Consider the following 18,660-nt stretch of genomic DNA (forward strand, 5'->3'; position numbering starts at 1 on the left):
ACACAAGGGGGCCTCAACCCCGCGGCGCCGAAGGCGCCGCCAATAAACACAGCTCAGATGTCGCCGTTGAGCTTGTTCAGCCGCTCGCACGCGGTGACGTACTCCTCGACCAGCCGGTTCATGACGTCGGCCGAGCGTTCCGTCTTGTTCATCATGCCGACCACCTGGCCGACCGGGTTGAAGTTCACGTCCTTGGCGGCTTCCGGGTAGCGGTGGCCGCGCTTCACGCCGTCCAGCGCCACCATCATCTGCAGCGGCATGGGCAGCGGGTCGGGGGTGTCGGCGGACTCCCAGGCGTCGGTCCAGTCGTTACGCAGCATCCGGGCCGGTTTGCCGGTCCAGGCGCGGGAGCGGATGGTGTCGTGGCTGGTGGCGTCGATGTAGGTCTTCATCTGGGCGGGGGGCACATTGGCCTCTTCCACGGTCAGCCAGATGGAACCCGTCCAGGCGCCCGCGGCGCCCATCGCCATCGCGGCGGCGACCTGGCGGCCGTCGCCGATACCGCCGGCCGCGAGTACCGGCAGATCGCCCACGGCGTCGATGACCTGCGGCCACAGCACCAGCGAGGAGACCTCGCCGCAGTGGCCGCCGCCCTCGGTGCCCTGGCAGACCACGAAGTCCAGGCCGGCATCCTTGTGGTTCAGCGCGTGTTTCACCGAACCGCACAGCGCGCCGATCAGCCGGCCCGATTCCTGGATCTGGGAGACGAATTCCGGCGGCGGGGTGCCGAGCGCATTGGCGACCAGCTTCGCTTTCGGATGCCGCAGGATCACCTCGACCTGCGGTGCGGCGGTGGTGGCGGTCCAGCCGAGGAGCTGAGGGTGGACCTCTTCTTCGGGGAGCTTGGGCACGCCGTGGTCGGCGAGGATCTTCTCGGCGAAGTCGCGATGTCCCTGGGGGACGTGTTTGGCGAGTTCGGCCTCGAGCTCTTCGGGGGACAGGCCGTCGATGCCCTTGCCCTCGTATTTGGAGGGGATGACGAGGTCGACGCCGTAGGGGTTGTCGCCGACGTGTTCGTCCAGCCAGGCCAGTTCGACCTCGAGCTGTTCGGCGGTGAACCCGACCGCGCCGAGTACGCCGAGACCGCCGGCGTTGCTGACCGCGGCCGCCACATCGCGGCAGTGGGTGAAGGCGAAGATGGGGAATTCGATCCCCAGCCGGTCGCAGATATCGGTACGCATCGCGGTGCTGTCTCCCTATGCCTGGAACAAGTTACATAATTGCCGCGCGGCGGCTGATCCGGCCGCTGCCACCCGGGCGGCCCGAATACGGCGAACACCTCCGATAACGGTGGTCGGCGCAGTGGAACGCGACGGGTGTCATACCTTGAATGTAACACGTTCTAGTTTTATTGGAACCGGGTCAACCGCGCGCACGCCGTGCGGCCTCCGGCACCGGTGTCGCCGCTCCCGGATCCGCCGGTGCGAATACCCGCGCTGTCCGTGGCGGGACCTTCAAGAACACCCAGAACAGCAGCACCAGCAGCGTGGCCCGGCCCCAGACTCCGAACCGCACCACCGCCTCCATCAACTCGACCGAATGCCCGGCCCCCATCGTGTAGAAGTAGCGGAAGACGCCCACCCCGATCGCTATATCGGCGACCAGATAGCTCCACACCACCGGCCACGGGACCGCCAGCAGCACCAGGAACGGGATCAGCCAGAGGGTGTACTGCGGCGAATGCACCTTGTGGAACAGCAGGAACCCGCACAGCATCGCCCCGCTGACGCCGAGCCAGGGGTACACGCCGGAGTGGATGTACCGCAGCCATCCGGCCCCCAGGGCCACGGCGAACGACGCGATGATCAGTGCCGGCGAGGCGATCGACACGATCTCGTCGAACGCGGCGCTGCTCAGCGGGTCGGAGCCGAACAGCGGCCGCAGACCCCAGTACCAGATCGAGTTGGTGGTGATATCGGCCTCGCGCTGCTGCTGGAACTCGATCGAGGCCCGCCAGCCGTCGAACCCGGCCAGCGCGAACGGCAGATTGATCGCCACCACGGCGCCGCATGCGGCGGCCGCCGTGCCCAGTGCGCCGGCCACGTCCAGCCGAGGACGTTCTCCCGGGCCGGGACGCCCACGCTCCCCGCCGGTCAGTACATAGAGCAGCAGCGGGATCACGAAGATCGCCGGATAGATCTTGAAACAGAACCCCAGGCCCAGCAGCATCGCGGCGGTCGCCCCACGTACGCGTAACGACGGGCGGGTCGCCGCCATCACCGCGGCCGCCGCCACGGTCGTGCACACCACCGGGAGTTCCCAGTTGTGGAACGCGTAGAGAACCAGCGGCGGTCCGGCGGCCCACAGCAGCGCGGCCCGGCCGGCCATCCGGGCCAGCAGCCAAGCGGTGACCAGGGCGAACGGTGCCAGTAGCAGTGCCGACCGGAGTAGAAAAGCCGCGTCGTTATGGGCTCCCAGCGCACCGAGCCACATCAGTAGCCCGCTGAGTACCGGGTATTCCACCGCGCCGCCGGTGAGGGTGCCGTCGGCGGTGATCCCACCGTGCACATAGGGAAAAATATGCTGATCGATATCGCGGCCCAGCCAGAGGAACTGGATATCGGAATAACAGACCCGCGCGTCCTTGACGTAATCGAAGGCGGCACTGCGGCCGTCGGCGCGGAAGGGAGCCCCGGCGCAGCGCGCCTTGTTCAGGAATGCCACCAGGAGGGTCGCGGCGCACAACAGCACCACCATGAGAACGGTGGTGCGGCGGCCGACGTGATCGGCCCCGGGCACACGCACGGCCGGTCCGATCGACATACCGACACCCTAGTGGGCTCCGCCACGTGACGCCGCGCGATCGAATCGCCACCGGCCGCCGGTTGCATCCATGTTCCCCCAGGTCGGAAGGTGTGAGAGAAATAGTGGAAATCGACCGTGGGCCGAGCGTGGAATTTCATTCCGGCCCGCCGATAAGGACGCCGGCGCAGCCCCGAAGATCGATTTCGTTTCCGGCGCACCGCTCGGGTACTCTTGCCCGGTTGCTGACGCGACGACCCTCCTGCCACGGACCGTCCGTGGCCGACCCCCAGACCACAGGAGGTGATTGGTTCGTGCGTCATTACGAAGTGATGGTCATCCTCGATCCGAGCATGGACGAGCGCACCGTCGGACCGTCCCTGGAAAATATGCTCGGCGTTGTCCGCACCGAAGGCGGCAAAGTCGACAAGGTCGATATCTGGGGCCGTAAGCGCCTCGCCTACGAGATCCGGAAACAGGCCGAAGGCATCTACGCGGTGATCGATCTGACCGCCGAGCCCGCCACGGTGAACGAACTCGACCGCCAGCTGGGCCTCAACGAGCAGGTGCTGCGCACCAAGGTTCTGCGCAACGACAAGTAGTTCCGGCGCCGTCGCCGTTTCGTCGGAGTCTGTCTCTAGGCTCTAGCGCAATAGGCGAGTGCACCCGGACTGCACACCGAGCAGGAGGAACCCCCCATGGCAGCTGGCGACACGGTAATCACGGTCATCGGAAATCTGACGGCCGATCCCGAGCTTCGATTCACGCCCGCGGGCGCGGCGGTGGCCAATTTCACCGTGGCCTCCACGCCCCGCATTTTCGACCGTAATACCAACGAGTGGAAAGACGGCGAAGCGCTGTTCCTGCGCTGCAATATCTGGCGCGAGGCCGCGGAGAATGTCGCCGAGAGTCTGACCAGGGGATCCCGCGTGATCGTCAGCGGACGGCTCAAGCAGCGCTCCTTCGAAACCCGCGAGGGCGAGAAGCGCACGGTCGTCGAGCTCGAGGTCGACGAGGTCGGCCCGTCGCTGCGGTACGCCACGGCCAAGGTCAACAAGACCAGCCGCGGTGGCGGCGGCGGTGGATTCGGTTCCAACAGCGGCGGTGGTGGTAACTACAACGCCGCAAACGGTGGCGGTGGACGGTCCGAGCAGGGCGCTGCGGACGACCCGTGGGGTAGCGCGCCCGCGGCCGGCTCCTTCGGGGGCGGGCGGATGGACGATGAACCGCCGTTCTGAGACGGCCCGCACCGGCCCGCGCAAGCGGGCCACCAAGAATACGGAGTGAACGAAAATGGCCAAGGCACCGGCGCGCGAAAAGGTGCTCAAGAAGAAGGCTTGCGCTTTCTGCAAGGAAGCCAAGTCCGGAATCGTCGACATCGACTACAAAGATGTGCCGCTGCTGCGCAAGTACGTCAGTGAGCGTGGCAAGATCCGCGCTCGCCGGGTCACCGGCAACTGCGTACAGCACCAGCGCGATATCGCCATCGCGGTGAAGAACTCGCGTGAGATGGCGCTGCTGCCCTACGTTTCGACGGCTCGCTGAGAAAGGTCGGTCAAGCACATGAAGCTCATTCTGACTGCCGATGTGGACAACCTCGGCGCTCCCGGCGACACCGTCGAGGTCAAGGACGGCTACGGCCGTAACTACCTGCTGCCCCGTGGGCTGGCCATTGTCGCCAGCCGTGGTGCGCAGAAGCAGGTCGAGGGAATTCGCCGGGCCCAGGAGGCCCGCCGGGTGCGCGATCTCGGCCACGCCAACGAATTGAAGCAGGCCATCGAGGGCCTCGAAGGGGTTTCGCTGTCGGTCAAGACCGCCGGCACCGGCAAACTCTTCGGTTCGGTCACTCAGTCCGATGTCGCCGCCGCCATCAAGTCGGCCGGGGGCCCGGTGCTGGACAAGCGCAGCATCGAACTGCCGAAGTCGCATATCAAAGCCACCGGCAAGCACCAGGTGACCGTCCATCTGCACCCGGACGTCGCCGCGAAGTTCGCGCTGGAGGTCGTGGCCGCCGGCTGAGCCGGGTCCACGGTACATACCCCGAAACCGGGGATCACGTCTGCTCGATCAGGGGCGGACGTGGTCTCCGGTCGGTTGTGCGTTCCACAGCAGCCCGTGGTTAACCCGCTGGTTGCTGAAAATCTTGTGATGGCGGCTGCCTGCATTTTCGTCGGCGGCGCCTCTTCGAGCTGGGAGTGTCCTATCCACAAGATGTGAGTCCTGTGGATCAATCACAAAACCAACCGGACGTAATGTGACCCAGCTCATATCTGTTCGCCTATCCGTTAACTCAACACGCCCGGATGTTCAACATCTCCGACACGCCGATGCTTTGTTTATCCACACTGCGCGGGCGCGGAAAATCTCGATCTAGCTGGGTATTTTCCTGGGCTGACCTGCGATTTCCCCAAGTTTTCCACAAGTTGTGCACAACCTGAGGTGAACTATCCCCAGGTTATCCACAGGTCTGTGCACAGGCGTGGTTGGCATGTGGATAGAACCTCGCTTAGGTTCATCGCAGCAACACGCGCGACCCCCCGCCACGATGCGGTGGTTCGGACCTATCTGGGTGATAGCTGGTACGTCTGACCACTGGTCACCCCGCGTCTCGGCGTCCCGGCGAACTTGTCGGACCCGTGGAGTAGAACCGGTCAGAAGAGAGGACGGTCGAGTCGGATGGCAGTCGTCGATGACCGCGGGCACACGGACTTCCCGCCGGAGCCCCCCGGCGAGGATTTCGGGCGCCAGCCGCCACACGATATGGCGGCCGAGCAGTCGGTACTCGGCGGCATGCTGCTCAGCAAGGACGCCATCGCCGACGTGGTCGAAGTACTGCGATCCGGTGATTTCTACCGGCCCGCCCATCAGGCCGTATACGACGCCATCCTCGATCTCTACGGGCGCGGCGAACCCGCCGATCCGGTCACCGTCGCCGCCGGTCTGGACCGCAGCGGTGAACTGAAGCGAATCGGCGGCGCTCCGTACCTGGTCACTCTCACCCAGACCGTCCCCACCGCGGCGAACGCCGGTTTCTACGCCGAGATCGTCGCCGAGAAGGCCATCCTGCGCCGGCTGGTGGAAGCCGGCACCCGCATCGTGCAGTACGGCTACGCCGGCGCCGACGGTCAGGACGTCGCCGAGGTGGTGGACCGCGCCCAGGCCGAGGTCTACGAGGTCACCGAACGCCGGACCTCCGAGGACTTCCTTCCACTGGAAGAACTCCTCCAGCCCACCATGGACGAGATCGACTCCATCGCCTCCCGCGGCGGCATCTCGCTCGGCGTGCCGACCGGATTCTCCGAGCTCGACGAGCTCACCAACGGCCTGCACCCCGGTCAGATGATCATCGTGGCCGCCCGGCCGGGTGTCGGCAAATCGACTCTGGGAATGGATTTCATGCGCAGTGCCTCGATTCGGCACGGGCTCGCCAGCGTTATCTTCTCGCTGGAGATGAGCCGGACCGAGATCGTCATGCGCCTGCTGTCGGCCGAGGCGAAGATCAAGCTCGGGGATATGCGGTCCGGGCGGATGAGCGACGACGACTGGACGAAACTCGCGCGGCGGATGAGCGAGATCAGCGAGGCGCCGTTGTTCGTGGACGACTCGCCGAACCTCACCATGATGGAGATCCGCGCCAAAGCGCGACGGCTGAAGCAGCGTCACGATCTGAAATTGGTCGTGGTGGACTATCTCCAGCTGATGACCTCCGGTAAGAAGGTCGAATCGCGACAGCAGGAGGTCTCGGATTTCTCGCGAAATCTGAAACTGCTGGCCAAGGAACTGGAAGTCCCCGTGGTCGCCATCAGTCAGCTGAACCGTGGTCCGGAACAGCGCACCGACAAACGCCCACAGGTCTCCGACCTGCGTGAATCCGGTTCGCTCGAACAGGACGCCGATATGGTCATCCTGTTGCACCGGCCGGATGCCTTCGAGCGCGACGATCCACGCGGCGGCGAAGCCGATCTCATCGTCGGCAAGCACCGTAACGGGCCCACGGCGACCATCACCGTCGCCCACCAGCTGCATCTGTCGCGCTTCGTCGATATGGCTCGCGGCTGACCGGGGCCCAGCCCATGATCTCGACATCCCTCAGAGCGATCGTCGCTGTGTTGTCGTACGAGCGGACGAATTCGGTTCGGGTCCACTGGCGTCGGTGACGATGAAGGGGTCCTACGTGCGACACGGCCGCTGTCTCTCTCGGCGGCGCGGCGCACAGCCGGGGAACTCGATCGGTCCGGAATCCGAGGGGCAGGGTCGACATGGAAATCCTCGCCCGCCGGCTCGGCGCGGCCGGTGTGGCAGTCGAAATCGGCATCGGACTCGTCGGGATGGTCGGACCGCCCTGAACCCACTGGGAGAAATCGCCGGGAGCACCCTTAGTGGGGTTCTCCCCCGGAGAGCCGTGAACGGGCCATTTCGGTCGCGCTGCGTTCCAGGGTCATCCACAGGGCGGTGATGTCCTCGATGAGGCGGTCGCGGGTCACGGGCAGGTCTCCAGTGGCCCAGGAAAGGATTGTCTGGGCGGTGCCGCCGATGACGAAGGCGGGGGCGGTGGATGCCAGGGAGTCCTGCTCGAGTGATACGTCGTGGGTGGTGCGGGCGTGCGCGATCAGGGCGGCGGTGAGTCCGCCGATGACCGCGGTGCGGTTCTCGTGCGCCGCCGGGGTGGTGGGGACGCCGCCGAGGAGTACGAGCGCTTTGCGTGAATCGTCGCCGAGGATATCGACGACGGCGGTGATCGCGCCGCGGGCCTGCTCTTCTACCGGCTGGTCGAGCAGTGGGATGTAGCCGCCGACGGCTGCTTCGGCGACCTCGGTGGCGATGGATTCGATGACCGCGCCCGCGAGTGCGTCGAGACCGTCGAAGCTTTCGTAGAAGTATCGCTTGTTGAGTTTGGCCGCCCGGCAGAGCGCTTCCACCGTCGCCGTGCGCCAGCGGTTCTCGGCCATTTCGGTGAGCGCGGCATCGATCAGGGCCGTGCGCCGGCGCAGGGCCCGCGTGTGGGCGGAATCTCCTGCGTACTTGCGTTCGGCGGTCGTCACCCGGTCATCCTCCCATTACCGAGCCGAGCCGTTGACAGGGCGTCAGCATGTCTGGCACAGTTCCGTACCAGATAAAGTGGTACGGAAACGTACCAGATGGGAGAGAGATGACGACACCTCTGGAACAACACGCGTCGGTGCCGCGTGCGATGTGCGAGGAGTTACGGGACCTGGCGGTGACCCATCCGATCTCGGCTCGTGCCCAGGCGTGGGATTACCTCGCCGGTCTCGGTGCACGTGGTGATCACGCCGGCTTGGCCCAGGTCTTCGCCGCGGGGGCCGCGCCCGAAGGCCCGGACGGGAAGATGGAGGGCCTGATCGTGGGGAAGCTCTTCGGGATCCCCGAAGCGCGACTGGCGAATCCGCTGATGCGTATCGACCCGACCTGGCGGGGCAAGACCTTCGATCTCGCGGGCGGTGTCGGCTGGAACAGACTTTCACCCATCGCCCGTTTCGTGATGCCGGTCATCACCGCCGGCTACCTCGGCCTGCGCCGGGCCGACACGGAGATGGAGGGCTTCGACTTCGCCCACACACTCGCCCCGAGCTGGATCGAACCGGACAAGACCGTGCGCGCCCTGGATTACGCGGTACCCGAATACCGCAACCCGAGCTTACGGACCTTCCTCATCGCGCGGACCCGCGATGAGATAGTCGAGGTGATCCCCGGCGTCTACCTCGGCAGGGCGCTGCTGAGGACCAACACCGGTGCGATCAGGCCCATCGCCTACTTCGCGCTACGCGAACCGATCGGCAGCCCGCTGTGATCGACATGCGCGGTGCCCGGGTCTGCATCACCGGCGGCGCCCGCGGGATCGGGCGAGCCACCGCCGAAGAGCTGATCGGCCGCGGCGCCCGGGTATGGATCGGCGACCGCGATCTACCGGCTGCCGAACAGACCGCAGCCGAAATCGGTGCCATCGCACATCTCCTCGACGTCACCGACGAGAACAGCTTCCGTACCTTCCTGGCCGCCGCGGAAGAAGACGGCCCGCTCGACATGCTGGTCAACAATGCCGGGATCCAACTCATGGGTGGTTTCGCCGACCAGGACCTGGCCGCGATGCAACGCGAACTCGCGGTCAACCTCGGCGCCGTGCTCACCGGCGTGCACCTGGTGCTCCCCGGGATGCGCCTGCGCCGGCGCGGGCACATCGTCAACGTCGCGTCCATGGCGGGCAAGATCACCACTCCCGGGATCGCCACCTACTGCGCCTCCAAATTCGGTGTCGTGGCCTTCTCGCGCGCCTTGCGGGCCGAACTCGCAGGCTCGGGCGTCACCGTCACCACGGTGCTGCCCGCCGCAACCCACACCGACCTCACCTCCGGGGTGCGACTGCGACTCCAGCCCACGCTCACACCGGATCAGGTCGCCGGCGCCATCGCCGACAGTGCCCGCCACGGTCGCGGCGAAGTGACCGTGCCCCGCTGGCTCGCACCGATCGGCCTGGTCGAAGAGCTGATCCCGACTCCGGCCCTGTGGTGGCTGAAACGCTTCGTAGGCGGCGCCGAGTACGGCGGATACGACCCGGAACTGCGAAGGGACTATTTAGACCGCATCCAACAGGGCGCTTGCCCGTAGTCGGCATGCCGAGGCCGGCGCCATGGCACCGCGGACCGATGAAGACCTTGCGGTAGCTGCCACGGCGCTGAGTGGCGCACTGGTCTCGTATCTGTGTTGCGCATGCGATGTGGCGGTGGGTAGAGGGTCTATGCGGTCGCGGCTCAGGCTGTATCGGCCGGTGTGCCGATCTCGGCGAGCAGGAATCGAGCGGGGCGCTACAGGGTGGTCAGCAGTTGGCGCATGGTGCCGATCTCCTGCTGCTGGGTGTCGACGATGGTGCGGGCCATCGCCACGGCATCGGGGAACTGTCCGTCCTCGATCTCGGTCTGCGCCATGGCGATCGCGCCTTCGTGGTGGGCGATCATCTGGGTCAGAAACAGCCTGGCGGCCTCGGTGCCTTGTGCGGCGGACAGGGCTTGCATGTCCTGCTTGCTCATCATCCCTTCCATGCGGTGTTCGTTCATGCCCGGCACGTCGTGTCCCGGCATCCGGGTGGGTTCGCCCCATTGGCCGAGCCAGGTGGTGAGCTGGTCGATTTCCGGGCCCTGGGCGGCCTTGATCTGGTCGGCCAGGGCGGTCACCGGTTCGGGAATGCCTTGTTTGGCCGACAGCGTGTCGCTCATCTCGATGGCCTGGGAGTGGTGCGGGATCATCAGCTGCGCGAACATCACATCGGCCTGGTTGTGGGCTGCGATGTTCTCGGCGGTGGTGGTCGAGGTCACCGCGCTCGACGGCGCGGTGGTGGTGCCGGTATCCGAGTCGCCGCACGCGGCCGCCGCGAACGTCACCGCGAGCGCGATGGCACCGAGGGCGAGGGTCTTCTTCGTATTCACAAAGGGTCCTTTCTTTCGGGGTTACGGAACCGAGTGGGCCGGCTTCCGGTCAGCGGGGCCTGGGGCTTGGGGGAGGAGGAGACGGTGGTCGTCTCCCGGCTCTCGGCAGTCGGGGTTGTGGCAGTGCAGGACCCCTGGCCGAGGCCGGCGGTATCGATCCGATTTCGAGGGCGCGTAATGGCCCGGCTGGTCCGGTGCGCGTCCAGTGGCATCGGCGAGGCGAGGTGCCGGCCTGGCTTCGTGGGACCGGCGAGATGATCCGGCCGGGAAGGGCCGGTGGCCGGGTTCAGCCACGGATGTGTCCGCGCCGGCCGCGGTTCCCGGCGGGCCGCTGCGTCAGGACCTGTCGGCGTGCCGCGAGTTCGTCGGCGTCGATGTCCCCGCGGGCGAACCGCGATTCGAGCAGCCGCAGTGGATCGGAGTCGTGGGGGCGCGCCGCCCCGCGGTCCGGGCCCAGCAGCGTGGCCACCAGGTAGATCACCACCGTCCAGAATGCGAGCATGCCCACGGCCATGCCGGTCCAGCCCGCCCAGCCGACATCGCCGGCCCAGCCCATCATGGTCGCCTCCGTTCCTCGGTTCGTGTTACCCAGCCTCGTGGGTCTGCCCCGGTACTTCGGTGGAGGTCGTATGAAGATTTGCTCAAGAAGTCCCGCCACGGCCGCGGCGACACGGTGGCCTGGTGAAGATGAACACCATGGCCCCGTCTGCTCGCACATCCGCGACAACCCGCGATGCCGCGCCGGCGCAGCGCCCGCCCACCGGGTTGCGGGCGATGGTCGTCGAGGACGAGGCGCCGCTGGCGAGTCTGGTCGGCGCCTATCTGGAACGCGACGGGTTCGAAGCCACCCTCGCCGGTGACGGACGCGACGCTGTCGCGCTCGCCCGGCAGGTCGACCCCGACGTCGTGGTTCTCGATCTGGGCCTGCCGGGTCTGGACGGGGTCGAGGTGTGCCGGCAGCTGCGTACCTTCTCCGACGCCTACGTCGTGATGCTCACCGCACGCGCCGAAGAAGTCGACACGCTGATCGGCCTGTCGGTCGGTGCCGACGACTACATGACCAAACCGTTCAGCCCCCGTGAGCTGATGGCCCGGATCCAGGCCATGCTGCGCCGCCCACGAACCGGCACCGCCCCGGCCGGCGCCGGCCCCGCCTCCCCGGTCCGGGTGTTCGGTGACCTGGCCATCGACGTCGACGGCCGCGAGGTCACCGTCGACGGGGTACCGGTGGCGCTCACCCGCACCGAGTTCGATGTCCTGGCCGCCCTGGCCCGTGATCCCGGGGTGGTATTCACCCGGGCCCAGCTGATCGGCGCCGTGTGGGGTCCCAGCTGGATCGGTGACGAGCACCTGGTCGACGTGCACATCGGCCACCTGCGTCGCAAGCTCGGCGACGACGCCACCCGGGGGCGATATGTCCGCACCGTCCGCGGCGTCGGCTACCGGATGGGCAGCGGGACTTGACTTCCGGTCTTCACGAACACGATGCGGCAGCGGAAGGGCCGGCGCGGCGGCGCGCGGCGGGTGCGAGTTTCGGAACCAGGCTGTTCGGCGCCTTGACCGTGGTGGTGATCGGATGCGCCGTCAGCGCCTGGCTGGTCGCCTCCGCGATGGCCCCCGGCATTTTCCACGACCATCTCGGCCAAGCCGGCATCGACCACAACTCCGATCAGGCGACTCACGTCGAGCAAGCCTTCGGTCAGGCCATCGTGCTCGCCTGGGGATTGGCCGTGGCGATCGCGGTGCTCCTGGCACTGGCGGTGAGCTGGTACATCACCCACCGTGTCCAACGCTCGCTCACCGCCGTGACCACCTCGGCCGCCCAGATCGCGGGTGGACGCTACGACTCCCGCGTCCCCAGCCCCGGGCTGGGCCGCGAATTCGACCAACTCGCCGTCACCGTCAACGAACTCGCTCGCCGGCTCGACGCCACCGAAACCACCCGGCGCAGAATGCTGGCCGATCTCGGCCACGAAATGCGCACACCGATCGCCACGCTCGATTCCTACCTCGAAGCATTCGACGACGGCGTCCGCGACTTCGACGACGACACCCGTCGAGTTCTGCGCTCGGCGACCCAGCGTCTCGAACGTCTCGTTCAGGACATCAGCGCGGTGTCACGCGCCGAGGAACACCTCACCCGAATCCAGCCGGTGCCCACGACCACCGCGATACTGATCACTCACGCCGTCCACGCCGTACGCGAGCGCTACGACACCAAAGGCGTCGCACTACACACCCACATCCGGGACTCCGCCGCCGTATCCGTAGACCCCGACCGGCTCGGACAGGTACTGGGCAACCTTCTCGACAACGCCCTGCGCCACACCCCCGCCGGTGGCGAGGTCACCGTCGGCAGTCGGCCGATAGGACCCGGGCGCGTGGAGATCGCGGTCACCGACACCGGAGACGGTATCGCCCCCGACCACCTCGACCACCTCTTCGACCGCTTCTACCGCGCCGATACCGCCCGCGACCGCCGCCACGGCGGCAGCGGCATCGGCCTGACCATCGCACGCGCCCTCGTCGAGGCCCACGACGGCCACATCCGCGCCTACAGCCGAGGACTCGGTCACGGAGCACGCTTCACCGTCGAACTCCCCACCACCGGACACTGACCACACTGTCGAGTCGGTTGCGGCAAGCGCAGCGACCGGAAGCGACCACCGCTGCGACTCGGGAGAGCCGAGCAGAAGTACGGTGGCGTTATCGGCCGCCAGACCTGCCATGCCCGGCCTCCCCGATCGGCCACCGTTGTCACCATCATGGTGGGGGTTGCGCCGATCTCGCCGAGTCACATGGCCGACTCCTGACGAGTCCGCTCGACGGCGCCACCGGTAGTGGCCGGTGAACAGTCGAAGCCGGTGGTGTTGCTCCATGACCGAACGAACATGCCGGTCGAGGAGTTCGGTGAGCGGGTCGTCATATACGCGGGTGCGTACACGCGGTGGGGCGAGACGGGATCCCGAGGCGGGCCATGAGCAGGGTGGCCGGGCACCAGCCGACCGCGCTGTAGAGCAGCAGGTTGGCGCCCACCAGGGTGGTCAGCAGTAGCCACCAGGGCGAAACCCCCACTGCCAGAGCCGTTCCGGTCAGGGTCAGGATTCCCGCCAGTAGCGGGACGATACGGTCGATGGTCCAGCCGCGGGACCGCGGGGAGTGCTGCACAGGTAGAGCCGTCCTTGTCTCGAGGTGGCCGTCCCGCGCTGCTCGCGGGGTCAGGCCAGGGTGAGGAACGGTTTTTCCAGTTCGTCGACGGTCATCGGATCGGTGTCGCCGTCGTCCCGGCGATCGAGGCATTCGCGCAGACCGGTGGCGACGATCTTGAATCCGGCCCGGTCCAGGGCGCGGGACACCGCCGCCAGCTGCGTGACGACATCCTTGCAATCGCGTCCCGCCTCGATCATCGCGATCACGCCGGCGAGCTGGCCGTGGGCGCGGCGCAACCGGTTCAGTACCGGTGCGATGCTGTTCTCGTCGCCGATCATCGTGTTCTCCTTCTCGGTCACCTTTTCAATAATACCCCTGGGGGTATCAGGATCCTCGCCCGCTCTCATCGGTGGGAGAAGTTGATGGCCGGGAGCACTGCGCGCAGCCACCGCGGCGACCACCAGGCAGCGTGGCCGGTCAGCCGCAGCATCACCGGAAGCAGGACGAGCCGGACCACGATGGCGTCGAGCAGGACGGCGACCCCGAGGATGATGCCCATCTCCTTCGGTGGCAGGGGCTGCGCCAGGGCGAAGGTGAAGAAGACCGCGACCATGACGGCGGCCGCCGCGAAGATCACTCGCCCGGAATGGGCCAGGCCGTCGACATGGGCGGTTTTCGGATCGTTCGAGTGCTCGTAGTGCTCCTTCGCGGTGGCCAGCAGGAACACGGTGTAGTCCATGGCGATCGCGAAGATCATGGCGAAGAAGAACACCGGCCCCCACCCGTCGAGGAACCCCTGCGGAGTGAATCCGAGCAGGCTCGCACCGTGGCCGTCCTGGAAGATCAGCTTCGCCACACCGAAGGCCGCCGCGGTCGAGAGCAGGCTGACCAGGGTGCCCAGCGCGGCGATCAGTGGGGCTCGCAAGGCGACCAGCAGGAGCACGAAGCCCAGCGCGAGGATGACGCCGACGATGATCGGCAGATAGTGGTTCAGGGCAGCCTGCAGATCGAGGTTCTCCGCGGGCGCGCCACCGATCAGCGCCTGCGCCGGAAGGCGATCGCGCAACCCGTCGAGGATCGTGCCCATCTGCCCGTCGGAGGGGTCGACCGTGGGCAGTGCCTGCATCATCACCAGGTCCGAGCCGTCACCGGCGGGCTGGGCGGGGGTGACGATCGCGATACCGTCGCCGGCGGCGGCGATACGCGCGGTCTCGGCAGCGTCACCGGCCGGAGTGATGATCTGCAACGCCCCCGGCGCGCCGGGGCCCAGCTGCTGCTGCACGAGTTCATAGCCCTGTCGCACGGGCGCGTCGGCGGGCACGACCTGGATCGAGGGCATGGCGACTTTCAGGCCCAGTACCGGGATCGCCAGTCCGACCAGAACCGCGAGCGCGCCGATCGCGAATGGCCACGGGTGCGCGTGCAGTAGTTCGCCCCATCGCGCGAACCGCGGCGAGCGATGCTGTTGTCGTTTGGCATACGGCAGCGCGGCGGCGTTGATCCTGCCCCCGAGCGCGCCGAGGGCCGCGGGCAGCAGGGTGAGCGTGGCCGCGAGGACGAAGACCACCGCCAGCATGATCCCCACCGCCATGGTGCGCACCGCGGGTGCCGGAACCAACAGGACAGCCGACAGGCTGACCAGCACGGTGAGTGCGGACAGCAGGACAGCTTTGCCGGCGGTGTCCATGGTCTCGGCCACGGCGGCACGAGTACTGCCGGCTCTGGTCAGTGCGTCGCGGAAACGGGCGACGATGAACAGGGCGTAGTCGATACCCAGGGCGAGGGCGAACATCATCGCGAAATTCATGGCCCACACCGAGATGGGTGTGATCTGGTTCAGCAGCACCAGCCCGCCCGCCGATGCCACCAGGCCGGCGACGGTCAGCAGCAGTGGCAATCCCGCGGCCACCAGGGAGCCGAACGCCAGCACCATGATTCCCAGAGTCACCGGCCAGGAGAACAATTCGGCCTTGATCATCGCGTCGTGGTTGGCCTTGTTGAAATCACTCCACAGCGCGGACGCTCCGGTCGGATAGACCTCGATTCCGTCGCCCGACAGTGCCGTCAGTGCCTGCTTGTGTTCGTCCACCGCGCGGACCATGTCGTCGGTGGAGGCGTTCGCGCCCGCGACGAGGATGCCCGTATGCCCGTCCGGGCTGATCGTCATCCCGGGCTGCGGGGGCACCACATTGCCGAAGCGGCTGTCACCGGCGAATTCGGCGGTGATCCCGGCCAGCACGCCCTGCACCGCCGGACTGTCGACGGTCTCGGTGTCGGAATGCACCACGACCTGCACGGCCGCCGAGGAGTTTCCGCCGAAGTGCTGCTGGGCCAACTCCCGTACCTGCACCGACTCCGACCCGTTGGCCTGCCATCCGGCGCCGGCCAGGGAGGTGAACACACTCGGCGCCGCCGAGCCCAGTGCGACCAGCACGATCAACCAGACGCCGAACACCCAGCGCGTGTGCCCGGCCATGGTCGCACCCAGGCGCGAGAGCGTCCCGCTCGCGGTCCGGCCGGCCTCTTTCCGATCGGTCATCGTCTCTGCCACTGCTCACTCCGCCTTCACGGGTCGTTCGCCGGATCGGCACGGGCTATACCCCCGGGGGTATCTGTCCGAGTCGACAATACCCCAGGGGGTATATCCGTCAAGTGTGGGTGGCGGACTCGTCGCCGCGGACGAAAGTGCCGGGTGGGCCCGTGCCGGGGTTGGAGATCGAGTCGATACCCGCGATGCGGGTCACCACCGGGCGCCGACGAAAGGGTCGGTCCTCGCGCGGCGGTGCGAGGGTCAGCGCCGCGTGGTCCTCCCCGGCTCGCCTTCCCGATGGTCGACGCCGGAGGCCGGCCGGTGGGTGGCTGCCACATCCGGCTGTGTGGCTTTCCGGCCGGACAGGCGGGCTTCGGCGGTGGTGGGGTGGATGTCCGGTGCGTCGCGAGTGGCCTGTTCCGACGGTGGTGATCGGTCGAGTCGGTGTAGCGCGAAGGCCGACAGTGTGCCGATCAGGCCGAGTCCTGCCCATACCGCCCAGTCCGCGCCGGCTGCGCGGGCGGCGCCGACGACAGCGCCGGTGGCGAGGTTGCCGGCCAGGATGCCGACGCCGACGATCGTGTTGTAGAAGCCGTACTGGGTGGCGACCGGTCTCCCGCCCGCCAGCGAGACGACGGTGTCCATTTCGAAGGGGAACACCGCGGCGGTGCCGACCGCGAGCACCGCCGCGGACAGCAGCAGCGCGGTGACGGCGGCCGTGACGCCGAATCGCCCTGGCCCGGGCACGGCCAGGAGCGGCACGAACGCCGCGGCCAGGATCGCCATACCCACCGCGAGACTGCGTCCGGTTCCCCAGCGTGCTTCCAACCATTTCGTGATCCGTAGCTGTCCGGCCACGGCGACGACCCCGGAGACCACGAACAGCGCCGAGACCAACACCTGGGCGTGAGCTCCGGCGAGGTATTCGGCTTGTAGCGGCAGGGCCAGATACACCTGGAACGACAGCACATAGGAGCCGATCATCGTCAGCGAGAACCACAGGAAGCGGCGGTCGGCCGCGACCGTGCGCCAATCGTGCAGCACAGATGTCGGTGCCGCGGCCGACTGGTCGCGGCGGGCCGGGAGAGCGAACAGTTGTGCCACGGTCAGGACCGCGAACACGACCGCTGCGGCCGCGGCGGTGAGGCGGAAATCGAGCAGCATCAGTGCCAGGCCCACGAGCGGTCCGGCCAGGATGCCGGCCTGGTAGAAGATGTTGAACATCGCGAACGCTTCGACGCGGCGTTCGCCGGTGTCGGCGGCCAGATAGGCACGCACGGCCGGGTTGAACAATGCCCCGGCGAACCCGGTGGCGGCGGACGCGATGAACAGCCACGGCAGGGAGGTCGCGAATATCAGCAGCGCGAAGCCACCGGTGCGCAGCAGACAGCCCGCGACGATCAGGGGTTTGTAGCCGAGCCGGTCGGCGAGCGTGCCACCGATGAGGAACATGCCCTGCTGGGAGAAATTGCGGACCCCGAGGACCAGCCCGACCGCCCACGCCGCCAGTCCCAGGGGTCCGGCGAGATAGCCGGCCAGATACGGCATCAGCATGTAGAAGCCGAGGTTGATGCCGAACTGGTTGATCATCAGCAGCCGCGCGGCCGGATCGAAGCTGCGGAAGCCGCGCACTACGGTCACGGTGGGCCACCTCCTGCCGGGTCGGGCACGTGCGGGTCGATGACGGTGGTGCAGCGCGTCCACGAGTGCACCACCCGCTCGCGGGGGTGTGAGATCACGTGGGGTTCGATCGGCGGGGCGGAGTCGAGCAGTCCGTGCTCGCGGCAATAGTCATCGTTGTAGACGGTGTCGAAATAGCGTTGTGGACCGTCCGGGAACACTGCCGCGATCCGAGTACCGTCCGGAAAGGTCCGCGCGGCCCAGCCGGCGACCAGCGCGACGGCTCCCACACTCCAGCCGCCGGTCGCGTAATGGGTACCGGCCAGGGCGCGGCAGGCCCAGACCGCTTCTGCCGGTGCCACCCAGTGCACTTCGTGGAACGCGGGGTAGTCGACGTTGCGGGGGAAGATGCTGGAGCCCAGGCCGCGCATGACGCGCGGGCCGGCGGGCTGGCCGAAGATGGTGGAGGCGATGGTGTCCACGCCGATCAGCTTCAGGTCGGGATTGGATCGGCGCAGTACCCGCGCCACACCGGCCGAGTGACCGCCGGTGCCGACGGCGCACACCAGCACGTCGACTTCGCCCAGTTGGTGCGTCAACTCCAGGCCGAGGGATTCGTAGCTGTCGATATTGTCGGGGTTGTTGTACTGGTCGGGGCACCACGCGCCGGGCTCGGCGGCCAGGAGTTCGGTGACCCGGTCGCGGCGGGACTGTTGCCAGCCGCCGGTGGGGTGCGGCTCGGCCACCACCTCGACGCGGGCGCCGTAGGAGGCGAGCATGCGTTCCACGATCGGTTCCAGTCCCGGGTCGGTGACCACGGTGACGGGATGGTGGAACACCGCCCCCGCCAGCGCCAGTCCGAGCCCCAGCGTGCCGCTGGTGGATTCGATGATGCGGGCCCCTGGTGCCAGGTCGCCGCGCTGTTTCGCGCGCCGGACCATGTGCAGGGCGGGGCGATCCTTGATCCCGCCTGGGTTGAACCCCTCCAATTTCGCCCAGAATCCGCGGCCGGGGGACGCCGGCGGCGCCCCCACCCACAGAACCGGGGTATTGCCGACCAGCGAACTCGACTCCCGCACCGGAGCAGGCGGGGTGAGCACAGCCGCAGACGACGCAGCGGAGTTACCGGACACGACGTTGTTCATGATCGTCGCTTTCTGTATCCGAACCGCCGTACAG

The 18,660-nt window shown here is 67.4% G+C and carries 19 protein-coding genes; 9 read left to right on the forward strand and 10 right to left on the reverse strand.

Annotated features, from left to right (window positions below):
• Nucleotides 1-53 precede the first annotated feature (53 nt).
• Both ON38_RS24920 and ON38_RS24925 read right to left on the reverse strand, forming a co-directional pair.
• Nucleotides 54-1,181, reverse strand: coding sequence for an NAD(P)H-dependent flavin oxidoreductase (locus tag ON38_RS24920; RefSeq protein ID WP_039827424.1), 1,128 nt, complete (start codon nt 1,179-1,181; stop codon nt 54-56).
• Between the two features lie 181 nt (nt 1,182-1,362).
• Nucleotides 1,363-2,763: a glycosyltransferase family protein gene (locus ON38_RS24925; RefSeq protein WP_157181880.1), complete on the reverse strand. Its 1,401-nt coding sequence runs from the start codon at nt 2,761-2,763 to the stop codon at nt 1,363-1,365.
• A gap of 293 nt (nt 2,764-3,056) precedes the next feature.
• Between ON38_RS24925 and rpsF the strand changes: the two genes are divergently transcribed.
• The 5 genes from rpsF (at nt 3,057) to dnaB (ending at nt 6,801) form a co-directional block, all read left to right on the forward strand.
• Nucleotides 3,057-3,344 (forward strand): 30S ribosomal protein S6, encoded by a 288-nt coding sequence (gene rpsF / locus ON38_RS24930; protein WP_039827425.1) that lies wholly within the window; start codon nt 3,057-3,059, stop codon nt 3,342-3,344.
• Between the two features lie 96 nt (nt 3,345-3,440).
• Nucleotides 3,441-3,980 (forward strand): single-stranded DNA-binding protein, encoded by a 540-nt coding sequence (locus ON38_RS24935; RefSeq protein ID WP_039827426.1) that lies wholly within the window; start codon nt 3,441-3,443, stop codon nt 3,978-3,980.
• A gap of 55 nt (nt 3,981-4,035) precedes the next feature.
• Nucleotides 4,036-4,287, forward strand: coding sequence for a 30S ribosomal protein S18 (gene rpsR / locus ON38_RS24940; RefSeq protein ID WP_039827427.1), 252 nt, complete (start codon nt 4,036-4,038; stop codon nt 4,285-4,287).
• A gap of 18 nt (nt 4,288-4,305) precedes the next feature.
• On the forward strand, nt 4,306-4,761 hold the full coding sequence (gene rplI, locus ON38_RS24945; RefSeq protein ID WP_039827428.1) for a 50S ribosomal protein L9: 456 nt from the start codon (nt 4,306-4,308) through the stop codon (nt 4,759-4,761).
• A gap of 657 nt (nt 4,762-5,418) precedes the next feature.
• Complete coding sequence (gene dnaB / locus ON38_RS24950; RefSeq protein WP_039827429.1) at nt 5,419-6,801, forward strand: replicative DNA helicase; 1,383 nt, start codon at nt 5,419-5,421, stop codon at nt 6,799-6,801.
• Between the two features lie 317 nt (nt 6,802-7,118).
• On the opposite strand, the gene ON38_RS24955 is transcribed toward dnaB, so the two are convergent.
• Nucleotides 7,119-7,784 (reverse strand): TetR/AcrR family transcriptional regulator, encoded by a 666-nt coding sequence (locus ON38_RS24955; protein WP_039827430.1) that lies wholly within the window; start codon nt 7,782-7,784, stop codon nt 7,119-7,121.
• 107 nt (nt 7,785-7,891) lie between these two features.
• Between ON38_RS24955 and ON38_RS24960 the strand changes: the two genes are divergently transcribed.
• Together ON38_RS24960 and ON38_RS24965 are read left to right on the forward strand one after the other, a co-directional pair.
• Nucleotides 7,892-8,551 (forward strand): hypothetical protein, encoded by a 660-nt coding sequence (locus ON38_RS24960; protein ID WP_039827431.1) that lies wholly within the window; start codon nt 7,892-7,894, stop codon nt 8,549-8,551.
• Complete coding sequence (locus tag ON38_RS24965; protein ID WP_039827432.1) at nt 8,548-9,366, forward strand: SDR family oxidoreductase; 819 nt, start codon at nt 8,548-8,550, stop codon at nt 9,364-9,366. Before ON38_RS24960 ends, ON38_RS24965 begins: the two co-directional genes overlap by 4 nt.
• 197 nt (nt 9,367-9,563) lie before the next feature.
• On the opposite strand, the gene ON38_RS24970 is transcribed toward ON38_RS24965, so the two are convergent.
• The gene (locus ON38_RS24970; protein WP_039827433.1) at nt 9,564-10,181 is read right to left on the reverse strand and encodes a DUF305 domain-containing protein; all 618 of its coding nucleotides are present in this window, start codon (nt 10,179-10,181) and stop codon (nt 9,564-9,566) included.
• A 286-nt stretch (nt 10,182-10,467) separates the two neighbouring features.
• Complete coding sequence (locus tag ON38_RS24975; RefSeq protein WP_039827434.1) at nt 10,468-10,740, reverse strand: SHOCT domain-containing protein; 273 nt, start codon at nt 10,738-10,740, stop codon at nt 10,468-10,470.
• A 215-nt stretch (nt 10,741-10,955) separates the two neighbouring features.
• On the opposite strand from ON38_RS24975, the gene ON38_RS24980 reads away from it, so the two are divergent.
• Both ON38_RS24980 and ON38_RS24985 read left to right on the forward strand, forming a co-directional pair.
• The gene (locus tag ON38_RS24980; protein WP_039827435.1) at nt 10,956-11,645 is read left to right on the forward strand and encodes a response regulator; all 690 of its coding nucleotides are present in this window, start codon (nt 10,956-10,958) and stop codon (nt 11,643-11,645) included.
• Nucleotides 11,642-12,799 (forward strand): sensor histidine kinase, encoded by a 1,158-nt coding sequence (locus ON38_RS24985; protein WP_039827436.1) that lies wholly within the window; start codon nt 11,642-11,644, stop codon nt 12,797-12,799. The genes ON38_RS24980 and ON38_RS24985 overlap by 4 nt, the downstream gene beginning before the upstream one ends.
• A gap of 304 nt (nt 12,800-13,103) precedes the next feature.
• Here ON38_RS24985 and ON38_RS24990 read toward each other — a convergent pair whose 3' ends face one another.
• The 5 genes from ON38_RS24990 to ON38_RS25015 all read right to left on the reverse strand — a co-directional run bounded on the left by ON38_RS24990 (nt 13,104) and on the right by ON38_RS25015 (nt 18,626).
• Nucleotides 13,104-13,349, reverse strand: coding sequence for a YgaP family membrane protein (locus ON38_RS24990; protein ID WP_039827437.1), 246 nt, complete (start codon nt 13,347-13,349; stop codon nt 13,104-13,106).
• 50 nt (nt 13,350-13,399) lie between these two features.
• Nucleotides 13,400-13,669: a metal-sensitive transcriptional regulator gene (locus tag ON38_RS24995; protein ID WP_039827454.1), complete on the reverse strand. Its 270-nt coding sequence runs from the start codon at nt 13,667-13,669 to the stop codon at nt 13,400-13,402.
• A gap of 65 nt (nt 13,670-13,734) precedes the next feature.
• Nucleotides 13,735-15,870: an MMPL family transporter gene (locus ON38_RS25000; protein WP_039827438.1), complete on the reverse strand. Its 2,136-nt coding sequence runs from the start codon at nt 15,868-15,870 to the stop codon at nt 13,735-13,737.
• Nucleotides 15,871-16,122: 252 nt separating this feature from the next.
• A complete protein-coding gene (locus ON38_RS25010; protein ID WP_245564189.1) occupies nt 16,123-17,502 on the reverse strand; it encodes an MFS transporter in 1,380 nt (459 codons plus the stop codon).
• Nucleotides 17,499-18,626: a PLP-dependent cysteine synthase family protein gene (locus ON38_RS25015; protein ID WP_039827440.1), complete on the reverse strand. Its 1,128-nt coding sequence runs from the start codon at nt 18,624-18,626 to the stop codon at nt 17,499-17,501. Before ON38_RS25015 ends, ON38_RS25010 begins: the two co-directional genes overlap by 4 nt.
• Nucleotides 18,627-18,660: the final 34 nt, after the last annotated feature.

It is taken from the genome of Nocardia testacea NBRC 100365 (genome assembly GCF_000308775.1).
In the GTDB taxonomy this organism is placed as follows: domain Bacteria; phylum Actinomycetota; class Actinomycetes; order Mycobacteriales; family Mycobacteriaceae; genus Nocardia; species Nocardia testacea.